This is a genomic window from Methanoplanus limicola DSM 2279, from assembly GCF_000243255.1.
Taxonomy (GTDB): Archaea; Halobacteriota; Methanomicrobia; order Methanomicrobiales; family Methanomicrobiaceae; genus Methanoplanus; species Methanoplanus limicola.
The window spans coordinates 889111-901159 of sequence record NZ_CM001436.1 but is presented as its reverse complement, the minus strand read 5'-3'; the positions used below and the strand labels follow the sequence as shown (position 1 = coordinate 901159).

At 42.6% G+C, this 12049-nt stretch carries 14 protein-coding genes; 4 read left to right on the top strand and 10 right to left on the bottom strand.

Annotated elements, in window-relative coordinates:
* The first annotated feature begins 3 nt into the window (after window positions 1–3).
* Together METLIM_RS04370 and METLIM_RS04365 are read left to right on the top strand one after the other, a co-directional pair.
* Window positions 4–396, top strand: a complete 393-nt coding sequence (locus METLIM_RS04370; RefSeq protein ID WP_004076705.1) for a Zn-ribbon domain-containing OB-fold protein — start codon at window positions 4–6, stop codon at window positions 394–396.
* 189 nt (window positions 397–585) lie between these two features.
* Entirely contained in the window at window positions 586–1098 is a 513-nt protein-coding gene (locus METLIM_RS04365; protein ID WP_004076704.1) for a TspO/MBR family protein, read from the top strand.
* A gap of 84 nt (window positions 1099–1182) precedes the next feature.
* On the opposite strand, the gene METLIM_RS04360 is transcribed toward METLIM_RS04365, so the two are convergent.
* From METLIM_RS04360 to METLIM_RS04345, 4 genes are all read right to left on the bottom strand, one after another.
* The gene (locus tag METLIM_RS04360) at window positions 1183–1836 is read right to left on the bottom strand and encodes a DUF47 domain-containing protein (RefSeq protein ID WP_004076703.1); all 654 of its coding nucleotides are present in this window, start codon (window positions 1834–1836) and stop codon (window positions 1183–1185) included.
* Window positions 1836–2870, bottom strand: a complete 1035-nt coding sequence (locus tag METLIM_RS04355; protein ID WP_004076702.1) for an inorganic phosphate transporter — start codon at window positions 2868–2870, stop codon at window positions 1836–1838. Before METLIM_RS04355 ends, METLIM_RS04360 begins: the two co-directional genes overlap by 1 nt.
* Before the next feature lie 62 nt (window positions 2871–2932).
* The gene (locus METLIM_RS04350; protein WP_004076701.1) at window positions 2933–3775 is read right to left on the bottom strand and encodes a mechanosensitive ion channel family protein; all 843 of its coding nucleotides are present in this window, start codon (window positions 3773–3775) and stop codon (window positions 2933–2935) included.
* A gap of 184 nt (window positions 3776–3959) precedes the next feature.
* On the bottom strand, window positions 3960–4901 hold the full coding sequence (locus METLIM_RS04345; RefSeq protein ID WP_245543582.1) for a class I SAM-dependent methyltransferase: 942 nt from the start codon (window positions 4899–4901) through the stop codon (window positions 3960–3962).
* 18 nt (window positions 4902–4919) lie between these two features.
* Between METLIM_RS04345 and hmgA the strand changes: the two genes are divergently transcribed.
* Window positions 4920–6137 (top strand): hydroxymethylglutaryl-CoA reductase (NADPH), encoded by a 1218-nt coding sequence (hmgA, locus tag METLIM_RS04340; protein WP_004076699.1) that lies wholly within the window; start codon window positions 4920–4922, stop codon window positions 6135–6137.
* Window positions 6138–6185: 48 nt separating this feature from the next.
* Here hmgA and METLIM_RS04335 read toward each other — a convergent pair whose 3' ends face one another.
* From METLIM_RS04335 to rimI, 6 genes are all read right to left on the bottom strand, one after another.
* A complete protein-coding gene (locus METLIM_RS04335; protein ID WP_004076698.1) occupies window positions 6186–6968 on the bottom strand; it encodes a 4Fe-4S binding protein in 783 nt (260 codons plus the stop codon).
* 109 nt (window positions 6969–7077) lie between these two features.
* On the bottom strand, window positions 7078–7404 hold the full coding sequence (locus METLIM_RS04330; protein WP_004076697.1) for a type II toxin-antitoxin system PemK/MazF family toxin: 327 nt from the start codon (window positions 7402–7404) through the stop codon (window positions 7078–7080).
* A 63-nt stretch (window positions 7405–7467) separates the two neighbouring features.
* Complete coding sequence (locus tag METLIM_RS04325) at window positions 7468–7743, bottom strand: hypothetical protein (protein WP_004076696.1); 276 nt, start codon at window positions 7741–7743, stop codon at window positions 7468–7470.
* 14 nt (window positions 7744–7757) lie between these two features.
* Complete coding sequence (locus tag METLIM_RS04320; RefSeq protein WP_004076695.1) at window positions 7758–8150, bottom strand: cupin domain-containing protein; 393 nt, start codon at window positions 8148–8150, stop codon at window positions 7758–7760.
* Window positions 8151–8373: 223 nt separating this feature from the next.
* A complete protein-coding gene (locus METLIM_RS04315; RefSeq protein ID WP_004076694.1) occupies window positions 8374–9804 on the bottom strand; it encodes a cryptochrome/photolyase family protein in 1431 nt (476 codons plus the stop codon).
* Window positions 9805–10022: 218 nt separating this feature from the next.
* Window positions 10023–10484: a ribosomal protein S18-alanine N-acetyltransferase gene (rimI, locus tag METLIM_RS04310; protein WP_004076693.1), complete on the bottom strand. Its 462-nt coding sequence runs from the start codon at window positions 10482–10484 to the stop codon at window positions 10023–10025.
* Window positions 10485–10681: 197 nt separating this feature from the next.
* Between rimI and METLIM_RS04305 the strand changes: the two genes are divergently transcribed.
* Complete coding sequence (locus METLIM_RS04305; protein WP_004076692.1) at window positions 10682–11941, top strand: DUF1015 domain-containing protein; 1260 nt, start codon at window positions 10682–10684, stop codon at window positions 11939–11941.
* Window positions 11942–12049 lie beyond the last annotated feature (108 nt).

The following is a 12049-nucleotide window of genomic DNA, read 5'->3' as shown; positions in this document are numbered from 1 at the left end:
AGTATGTCAGTACCGCGATTCTGGCGTAAACAGCCACACAGATATAATCTGCTCGGAACAAAATGCGAGACCTGCGGGTCTTATTTCTTCCCGCCAAGGACACTCTGCCCGTCATGCAGAAGAAACGGCAAAATTGTAGATTATAAATTCAAAGGCACAGGAAAAGTTGTCACATTCTCTATTGTGAGGACCGCAAGTTCACCCTATGATCTTGAGGCACCTTTCCCCGTTGCAATCATTGAGCTTGATGAAGGCACAAGGATGACTGCACCTGTTGTATGTGGACTTGACGAGATCTACATCGGCATGCCTGTCAAGCAGACCTTCAGAAAGATTGTTGCAGACGGCGAGAGCGGAACAATTGTTTATGGTACAAAGTTTGTGCCTGATAAATAACTGTAAAGATTTCTGAATAACAATAAAAAAAGTAAGGATTAACTCCAACTCCGAAAGAATAAATCCCTGATTTTCCGGATAAGTTCTCCGGAAAACCTCAATATTTATTTAATTTCTATTTTTCCTGGTAATAATTAACTCTCTGCCGGGGTTAAGTCTATATATTGGTGTAGATTATACTCTGATGTTATGGCTAAGGGTAATTTTAGTATTTCATCCGTAAATATTCCGCTCCTTGCAGGTTCTGTCATTCTCTCTTATCTTGCAGGCTTTATCGGTTCATTATTCACTGAGACCGGGACCGGATCCTGGTATCAGACTGTTCTTGTAAAACCATGGTTCACTCCGCCCGGAATTGTATTTCCGGTTGTCTGGAATATTTTATACCTGCTTATGGGAATCTCGTTATATCTCCTCTTAAGCGGAAATCTGGCTGACAGAAGGGTACGCATTCTTACCGGCGTCTTTGGTATTCAGCTTGTTCTGAATGCACTCTGGAGTATTCTCTTCTTTGGACTTAAAAGTCCCGTATCCGGGCTGATATGTATTATTATCCTCTGGTCTGCAATACTGTACCTGATTGTTTATTCATGGAATTTTAACCGGAAAGTCTCGTATCTTCTCATTCCGTATATTGTGTGGGTGACAATTGCAACTGCAATAAATGCCGCTGTGGTGATACTGAATCCGGGATTGTTATAATCCGGATAATTGCCTGATTATTACTTTTTAATAAGTTGGATTTGTAGGGATATTCCGATATCCACTTTTATCTGCTGTATATTTTCAATTCAGACCCACAACAACGGTATGTAAAGTGTCGACAGTGCTTCTCAGTGCACGCCCTGCATCTCTGAGGTGATGGTAAACTTCACGTTTCCTGAGTGCGTTCATAGGATCGTCTGATTTAAAAAGTTCTGCTGTTCCTGTGACATATATGTCTTCAAGTTCGTGTATGGCACTTCTTGATCTCCGGATCATCTCTCTGATCTTGTCTCCATCATTATTGATCGAATTTACCCCTTCATATATACATTTTGTACCAAAAAGGAGTGCGTTTGACATATCGAGTATTGTAGGGTCAGGGTCCACCTTATAGGCATATATTTCCCTTGCAGTCTCTTTTGAGTAGTTGAGGATATAGTCCATATTCCTTGAAAGGCTGTAGATGTCCTGCCTGTCAAAAGGTGTTGAAAAAGCCTCAATTAATATTTCTTCCATATTGTAGCGCATTTTGTCAACATCTCCCGCTATAATTTCAAGCTCAATTGGATCTCTTAAGGGCTTTTCGTTAAGCCAGTTTACAAAAATCTGTACCCCTTCAAGAGTCTTGTCTGCCTGATCTGCAAGCATGAATCTGAAATCATGCTCCTTTGGGAATAATGATCCAAACAGGCCTTTATTTTTTTTGTACCTCTCTTCCCTGCTTTTTCCGGTCATTATAGTATCAGACCTCCGGGAGTGAATATTGCGTAATAAAGAATTCCTGATATTATCATTGTTATCGGAATTGTGACTGCCATAGCAATAATAATATCCTTCCCAACACCCCAGTTCACTTTTTTTCTGTTCTCTGCGGCACCGACACCAATCACTGATGATGTGATGATGTGCGTTGACGATATCGGTGCTCCGGCAATCGTTGACAGGGCTATTGAAAGTCCGGATGATACCTGTGAATCAAAGGAATGGATCGGTTTTACCTTAAATATCCTGTGGCCAAGAGTGTTCATTATTCTCCAGCCTCCTCCAACTGTACCGAGTGCAAGAAGCACTGCACACAATCCTCTTGCCCACAGCGGCATCTCAATTTCAGTTGTAATTCCGGCTGAGAGGAGGACAAGTGCAATTATTCCAAGCTGTTTCTGGCTGTCATTTGACCCGTTTGAGAATGCCATCAGGCCCACTGCAAGCCAGTTTGCTTTTATGATACTTTTATTGACGCTTCGTTTGGCATTCTGGAGAATTAGGGAAGTTGTTTTGCGCATGATATAGCTTGCAGTCAGTCCGATGAGTATTGATATTACAAAGAATAATATGACTTTTACCATACCTGTAATCTCATGTGGCGGAGTCAGGAGTTCATTTAAACCCCAGAATACGCTGCCTGTGCCTGCCGCAGCAATGCCTGCACCGAGAAGCCCTCCTATCAGTGCGTGGGTTGAGGATGAAGGAAGGGCATACTTCCATGTGAGGAAATTCCAGAATATTGCACTGATTAATGTAATAAAAAGGACATTGAGGGTTTCTGCACCGGAATCTATGGTGAGCAGTCCTGAAAGGGTGAATGCAACCGCACTGCCACCAAGCAGTGCACCTGAAAATGACATCAGGGCTACAAACAATATTCCCTTTCTTGGCGTTCCTGACCGTGATGCTATAAATGTGGCGGCTATCGAGCTTGCATCCTGAAATCCGTTTGTGAATGTGAAGGTAAATGCAAGAATAATTGTCAGCCAGGCAGTTATGAGCATATTTAATTCAGATAATCACTTATACCTGATTAATTTTGGGATGAATAATAAAAAATAATTTTTCAGGCAGTTTCATTATGCCCGTATAAGTGTACATCCCTCTGCGGGAATGGTATTGAGATGTCCCTTGCATTGAGTTCATCATAAAGCATATTCAATACATCTGATTTCACCTGATAGTAGTCGTCAGTATCGACCCAGACTCTTAACTGCAGGATTACTGCTGAATCTGCCATCTCCCTGAATCTTACAATTGGTTTTGGATCCCTGTGAAGTTTTGGATGCCTCTCGCAGACTGTAAGCGCTGCATCCATCGCATCTTTTATATCTGTATCATATGCAACCCCGTATTCGGCTGCTATTAACCTTGTAGGCATTCTTGTAACATTTACGATGCTGCCGTTCCAGATCTTTCCGTTTGGGATAAATACCCTTGTATTGTCAAGCCTTTTAATCTCGGTTGCCATAATGTTCATATCCTTGACAACTCCGGATTCACCGGCGAGTACAACTTCGTCATCAATATCATATGCCTTTGATGATGCAATCCAGACACCGGAAGCGATATTGTTGACAGTGTCCTGAAGACCAAAACCTAAAATTATACTTATAAATGCCATTACACTTAGGATAATCGTTGCCGACTGGACACCGATAAATCCAAGTGCGATGAGAATTACAATCAGATATAGGAATAATTTCACTGCTTTTATGAGGTGAATTGTCATTATCTTTGGCATTTTTGTGTTTTTGCCAATGATCTCCTCCATCCTGCAGGTTAGTATTCTTACAATTATATATCCAATTAATATTGATATTAGACAGGCAATAACATTTTCAGGGGTCAGGATGAGATTTCCTATGTTCACTGCCTCGTCAAGTTTTAAATCGCTTATTGATGCCATAATTTGAAATCCCTTCTGTTTAATGATTATGTTATATCTGGTTTATTACTGTTTCCTGCGGTGATTAATGCGATTTTGGTAGCTCTGTTCCTTTTAAAACCGTTGTAATTTCCGGAAAATCAGATCTCTTTTAAGATAGAACCGTATCTGTTCACGTTAAATTCAGTATTTTGTGCCCGGATTTTCACTCGCAGATTACATCATATACCGCATGGTGAAGTTTTGGCGCATATGATCTCACCTTTCTTTCGGTGATTTTTCCGGTGGTGAATTTTCTTAATTCCTCCATCATCCCGCCTTCCTCCTCCTGTATTGAGTAGAAGTGGATGACACCCCCTTTTCTGCAGAGCTGAAATGCCGTTTTCAGGAATGGGACAGAGTTCATCGGGAGGTTCATTATTATTCTGTCAAATGAGCCGTCCGGAAATATACCCGGCATATGGAGGGCATCGCCAAGCATTGGTGTTATATTTTTTATCCTGTTCAGCCGGATGTTCTCATCCATCAACCTGACTGCATCGGGGTTTATATCATTGGCAATTACAACTGACGCTTTCCTGCTGAGTGCAACTGCAAATGGTCCGACGCCTGCGAAGAGATCAAGTAATCTCTCACCTTCTTTCATGCTGTTCAGGATTCTCTGCCTTTCATTGGCAAGCCTTGCTGAGAAGTACGCCTTTGAGAGGTCAATTTTAAATCTCAGACCGTATTCAGTATAGTCTGTCTCCGTTGTATTCCCGCCTGCGAGAACCTGGTAGTCTTTCGTCCTGTATTCTCCTGTTACGGCAGATTCTGAATAGAGTACAGTATGGATGACCGGCCTTGATCTAAGAAGCATCTCTGCGTCTTTATTACTTTTCTCATGAATGACCGCAATTCCGCCTATAAGTTCGTGCCTCGGGAGTTCCTGCTTTACGCTTCTCGCCTCAAATTCAAAGGTCTCTGAATCCGGTATTTTCTCCTTTACCGGAAAATAGAGATGCTCGCTGTCTTTTTTTGGTTTGAAGTCCGGGTGGAGATTTCCGTCTGCGATAAGCCTCTGCCTTGTCTCCTCGCCAATTATTTTTTTTACCTTTATTCCCCAGCATTTTTCCGGCATAAGAACACTATAATATTGTATCTTCATTACCAATAACTGATCAATATGGATGAAAATTTCAGGCAGTATATTTCCGGGTTAAAAGAGGGAACCACAAAACTGCACGCACTTGAGTCGCTTCTTTCTCCTGATGATGCACTTTATGTGAGGAGAAGTTTCATAAGCGAAGAGACGGGTGTTTCGCTTGAAAAAGCGGGCAGCTATACAATGGACGTCAGCCGTGCATGCAGCAAGAACTGTGAAAATATGATCGGTGCAGTTCAGATCCCTCTTGGTGTGGCGGGGAAACTGAAGGTTAAGGGTGAGTATGCAGAAGGTGAATATTATCTTCCGCTTGCAACAACCGAAGGCGCCCTTATTGCATCGATTAACAGGGGCTGCAAGGCTATTACGAAGGCAGGGGGTGCCGAAGTAAGGATTTTCAGGGACGGGATGACGCGTGCACCGGTCTTTGCAGCAAAGTCTGTGCCCCATGCAAATGAAATTGTCGGGTGGATTGATGATAATACCGGCAGGCTGAGGGAAATTGCGGAGGCTACCACGAATCACGGCAAAATGAAGGATATTGTCTGTTTTGTTGTCGGAACAAGCGTCTATGCCAGAATTGAGTTCTCCACCGGAGATGCAATGGGCATGAATATGGTGACCATTGCAAGCGAAAAAATTGCCGGTGAGGTCGTAAAGGAGACTGGCGCTGTTTTGATCGCACTTTCGGGTAATATGTGCTCGGATAAAAAACCTGCGGCGATAAATGCGATACTTGGCCGGGGCAAGACTGTATCGGCCGGAATTTTCCTCTCTGATGATATGATAAAGGAGATTTTCAGGACCGATGCTCCAACCCTGATGGAGGTCAATACAAGGAAAAATCTTGTCGGTTCTGCAAAGGCTGGCGCAATAGGTTTCAATGCACATGCGGCAAATGTGATTGCAGCAGTATTTCTCGCATGTGGTCAGGACCCTGCACATGTTGTTGAGGGTGCAAACGCGATAACTACTGTCGATCCGGCAGAGGGGGGCGTTTATGTCTCTGTCACACTCCCGTCACTTCAGGTTGGAACTGTCGGTGGCGGAACCGGACTTGACACTCAGCGTGAATGCCTCAGTATGCTTGGCTGTGCCGGCGGAGGGGAATCCTCAGGTTCAAACAGTTCTAAGTTTGCAGAGATTGTAGCCTCAGCGGTTTTAGCCGGTGAACTGTCACTGCTTGGTGCCCTTGGTGCAGGTCATCTTGCACGGGCACATAAGCAGCTTGGCAGATAAAACTCTTTTAAAATAGCATTTATTTTATTTTTTATGCAGCTTTTGTGACTATTTCTCCTTCTCCTCCGGGCGGCCGTACCAGATTGCTCCGGATTTCGGGCAGACTTCCAGACATCTGCCGCACATATAGCATTCTGCCCTCATATCACCGAATTTGGCTTCGTCAACCGGACATACCTTTTCACATTTTCCACAGTTTATACACTCACTGCCCCTCTGTATTCCAAGTACGCTGTAAGCTGAGAGTATGGCAAGAAGTGTTCCGTAAGGACATATGAGGCGGCAGAACGGTCTGTAGAAGAATACTGATGCAATAATTATCAGAAGGAATACTATGAAGAGAACCCCCAGTGTAAGGTGGAAGAACTCATATATCCCGAACAGGTCAACTACAGCGTAGGAGTAAAAGTATGCCGCTGTGATTATGACTATGAAGATTATCGCCCGGAATGATATCGTCTCTCTCTTCAGTTTACGTCCGAATTTAGGTGCGGGTATCAGGGATGCAAGTTCCTGTACTGTTCCAACCGGACAGATATGTCCACAGAAGATCCTGCCGAAAATAAGTGTCACAGCAAGCATCACAGACATTCCTATCGTTGCGACAAGCAGCGGGCCGCCAAGCCTTGTGGTATCCTTCAGTATAAGGCTCTGAAAATTATGCGGTGCAATGGGTGCAAAGATAAGGAATCCAAGTGCTGTTGAGATGATTAATATCGGAATTGCTTTTTTTCTGGTTATTATTTTCTTATTCCAGAGATATGCAAGAAGAAATATTACAATAAATGCATATGCAAATCCTATTTCTTTTGGTAAGATGTTCGCCGGCATGATGTCATCCTGAACTGTTAATGTTCTGTAGATATCTCTTTAATCCGGCAGTGTTTAAATATCTTTAGCTGATTTTAGAGACATTATAATTATGACTCTTCTCCAATTTTCAGGAGCTGAATGCTGCTGTAATCTCCAATATAAATTCTTTCGAGAGTCTGCCTTTTCTGCATACTATCTCTCTTTTTTTGATGGTTCTCTTCTCCGAGAGCAGAATGTAGCTCTCGCTGAACATATCAAGCCCGCCGGATTCAAAGTCATACAGTTCAACCGGGATGAAATTTCCACTATTTGGTATTCTGCTTGTTACCGGGCATAGTTCCACATCTTTTCCGCCGGAATCCCTGATAATTACTGCGGGGCGAACTTTGTCCGGCCATCTTCCATTCATCCCGACTGTAGCAAGCACTACGTCTCCTTTCCTGTATGCCGGCATCTGAAAAAATTTTGGTTTTTGTAAAGGTTAAATTATACGAATAATACACTGTGAATATCCAGGTCAGTCGCTGAAGTTTTTATACTCGTTAAGCAGTGCCCTGCCGTATGACTCTCTCTTTTTTGAGGGAATATAATTGTATTTTTCAGTTCTTTTAAGCAGTTCTTCCGTAACTGCTACATCGGTTGCCGGTGATTCTTTTCTGACATCCTGAATAATATGGCTGAGCATGTTTATTCCGGTAATTATGCCGTCAATCTCGATCTTTTTGATATTATCTCCTTCGGGCACCATTCCGCCGCATATGGTGCAGTACACACCGTCTTTATCATCATTCAATGTCTCACCTCAATTCATTCAAATTTCATATCGTCTTTTGGATCTTTTGAATCACTCTCTTTTTCTGATTCATTACCACGTATCATTGTAAGGGCCATCTTAAATTTTGTTATCGCCGAGAGAGCATGAGGGACATCTGCCGGAAATATGATTGTATCTCCCTCTTTCATAATGTTTGTCTCTCCGGCGACCCAGACTTCACATTCACCGTCAAGAATAGTGACCACTGCATCAAAAGGTGCTGTATGCTCTGAAAGACCCTCGTCCTCATCAAATGAAAATACTGTAATGCTCCCGCAGGAGTTTTTTATTACCATCCTGCTTGCAACACTTCCGGTCTGGTATTCCACAAGGTCCTTCAAATTCAGTACCTTTCCCTTAAGCTGAGTCCTGTTTTCGGTGCTCATAATTATCACTAATGTCTGATTATGTCCTGACTATATATATATCTTTATTATGTGGTGTGCCGGATTTCAAATGAAGCTGATTAGTTCCGGTGATAATATTGATCTGCCTTTTACAGCAATATGGTATAATGCAGAACTTCCCGTAATGGTCCGGGAAGTTTGCTTATTACTATGAATTGCATCATAATACGGGCATATATTGTATTTTTGTCATTCAGACAGTCTATTTTCTGTTGGTCTCCGAAAATATTTTTCTGCTGAGCTGTGATTCTTCCCTGTGGTCAGCAACCGGATGAGGGTATCCTTTAATTTCATGTTTATTCATGAGGTCAGGATTATGGATCCGGGACGGTGGTATATCTGACAGTTCCGTAACCCATCTTTTAATGTATATGCAGTCAGGATCATATTTTTTCTGCTGAAGCCATGGGTTGAATATCCGAAACCACGGCTGCGAGTCAGATCCTGTTGATGCTGACCACTGCCAGTTCCCGTTGTTGATGCAGGGGTCATAGTCGAGAAGTTTTGATGCGAAATATCTCTCACCCCGCATCCAGTTTATGTGCAGGTCCTTAACCAGAAATGATGCAGTTATCATTCTGACCCTGTTGTGCATATATCCGGTTGAGTTCAGTTCGCGCATGCCTGCGTCAACAATCGGAAATCCGGTATTTCCTGTGCACCATTTTTCAAAGAGTTTCTCATCGTTATTCCATGGGAGTTTCTCATATTTCCTGTGGAATGGTCCGGTGAATATATGTGGGTTGTGAAAAGCTGTATATATATAAAAATCCCGCCAGTAAAGCTGCCTCAACAGTTCAGAGTCATAGCCCAATGTGCCGGCTATTGCATTGTAAACCTCACGGACAGAGACTGTGCCGAATTTTAAATGGGCTGAGAGATATGTTGTGCCTTTTACAGACGGAATGTTTCTTGTATTGCTATAGTCTTTCAGTTCTGCAAGTTTACCGAGGAGATTAAGTGCCTCAGCCCTTCCTCCCTTCAGGTGATTTCTTTCAGAACCGGTTTTGAGTCCCTCTGTGCCGTATTTAACTTCTATTTTGGTATTGCTGCCGCCCGGAATAATATTTTTGTCTGGATTTATATCATAACTCCTGTAAAAATTGTCATATCTGCATTTCAGGGGCACTCTTACCTTATGCTCCTCTGCACGTCTGAAGTATGGGGTGAATACGCTGTATGTACCACCGTCTTTTCTGAGTACCCTGCCGGGTTCATTCAGCATAAGATCGGGTGTCAGGCAGTAATCAGTAATTCCTGCAGAGTTCAGAATTTCAGCTGCTTTTATATCTCTTTTTTGTGCATATGGTGAATAATCGCGGTTTGCAAAAAATGCTTCAGCACCGGTCTCTTTTATCAGGTATTCCAGTGCTTTTTCTGTTCCGTCACTGAAATAATAAAGCCGGCTTTCTTTCTCTTTCAGTTCCAGGTCAAGTTCATTCAGAGATCTGATGATGAAGGAATGCCTGACCTCCGGAATATTTTGGTTATTTATACTGAATTCCGGTTCGGCGATATAAACCGGAATTACCCTTTCTGATCTTTCAAGTGCATTCAGCAGCGCAGTATTGTCATCAAGGCGGAGATCACGCCTGAAGATGTGAACCGAGATTCCGTATTCTTTACTCCCCATTATTCTATGAGAGTTTTTGTAAGGGATATAGTTTTTTTCAGAAAAGTATGGTCTAATACAAGACTTTCAGAAATTATCCGGAAAGTTTGCTTAAAGACTATGTAGTGAGATTAGAATGCACGCTTAGAAATAATCTCCATTTCGTTCCGGTTATTCCTGAATATATGTTTATAATCTATAATTTACAATCCGGATGTGCTTCTTCTATGTGCTTCTTCTCAGTCGAACCAGAATCCCATGAGCAGGGCATCTTCCCCGTCACTGTAATATTCGGATATTACAAAGACATCACTAAATCCAAGTTTTCTGTAAAAGTCCTGTGCGCCGGTATTTGAGACCCTTACTTCAAGCTGAATGCCTGAAACTCCAAGGAGAATCAGTTCATATTCAAGTCTTTTTATCAGGAGGCTGCCAATGCCCTCTCCCTGACGGCTTTTTTTAGTGCCTATATTCATTATATGGCCATATTTCTCCTCGCCGGTATCTTCTATTCCTCCGGTCAGAAAGCCTGTAATTTCCGAGTCATCTGTGGCAACAAAGAAAAGTCCGGGGAAGAGGAATATTGCTTCATAAAAGGAGTCTTTATGCCAGGGGTCATCAAATATTTCCTTCTCTATTTCGATTATTCCGGGTATGTCCTCAGTTTTTGCCCTTCTGATAATTATTTTGTCATCATCCATTTTGTAATATCTCCGCTATTATTGTGAATTTCTCTGACTGCCGGCTATATATCAATTGGAGTTACAGCCATTTACAGCTTTTTTCATATCCGGAATTTTCTTTAATCATTTCATCAGTAATTTCTGCATGATAATTCGGACAATTATAAACATTGTGAAATACCAAATAATAGGCATCTGAAAGAGGCACTAATAAAATGGTAAAAATATATCCTTTCAAAGCAGTAAGGCCTGTTAAAGAAGAAGCAGGAAATATAGCTTCAGTTCCGTATGACGTTGTGAGCACAGAGGAGGCAAAGGAGATTATTGAAAATCAGCCCCGGAGTTTTATGCGTGTTATCAGGTCTGAAGCAACCCTTCCGGGGGTGGATCCCGCATCGCCTGAGGTCTATGAGGCTGCGGACAGAAATCTCAAAATTCTGATGGAAAAAGGTCTTTTAGTGCAGGATGAGGAGCCTGGTATATACCTGTACAGAATTAAGCAGGGTGAGAGTATTTACCTTGGATTTGTATCCAATGTATCAGTTGATGACTACAGGGCAGACCGGATTAAGAAGCATGAGCATACCCGCTATGACAAGGAAGAGGACAGGACAAAGCACATCGATACCACAAATGCAAACACCGGCCTTGTTGTGCTTCTGTACCGTGATTCCGGAGATATTTATTCATATATAGATTCCCTTGTGCCTGAGGGTAATCCTGATGCAGTTGCCAGAGAAGGCAGCGGTGTGGTGCATGAAGTATTCAGAATATCTGACCCGCGAATTTTAACAGATCTTGAAGATATGTTTGCCGGAGTTGATTCCTTCTATATCGCCGACGGGCATCACCGTGCTAAGTCATCCGTAAATGTGGCAGAGAAGAGGGAATCAGAAGGAAGGATGACTCCTGAGTCTGATCGCTTTATGGCGGTCATATTTGCGGAGAACAGGGTTAAGATCCACGGTTATTCAAGACTTGTAACCGATCTTGGAAGTTACAGTCCTGAAACATTTATGGCTGAGATTAAATCCCGTTTTGATGTCAGGGTATACGGGGAGATTAATGACCGGGTATTCAGAATTCCGCCACTAAAGGATTCAAAGACACCCATTCATACAATTCATATGTACCTGGCAGGAAAGTGGTATGAGTTGTCCGCACCTGTCAGAAATCCGGAAGATGTGATTGGATCACTTGATGTATCTGTGCTTCAGAAGGAAGTTATGGAAGATATGCTTGGTATAACCGATCCCAGAAAAGATCCAAGGCTTCAGTATCTCGGCGGCGCAAGACCGCTTGCTGATCTTAAAGGAAGGGTTGACAGCGGTGCCTTTAAAGTTGCATTCTCACTTCAGCCGGTAAAAGTGGAGACTGTTCTCTCTGTTGCCGATGAGGGTAATGTAATGCCTCCTAAGTCCACATGGTTTGAACCGAAACTTCTGTCTGGTCTGGTTATTCACACCCTTGAATAAGGGTATTTTTTGCCTGAATTGCACCTTAATTGCCTCTATGGCGTTTTTTAAGGTGTTTTTTCAGCGATTCTTTTTTATTTTCCGGAAATATATTCATGCCTCTGTTGC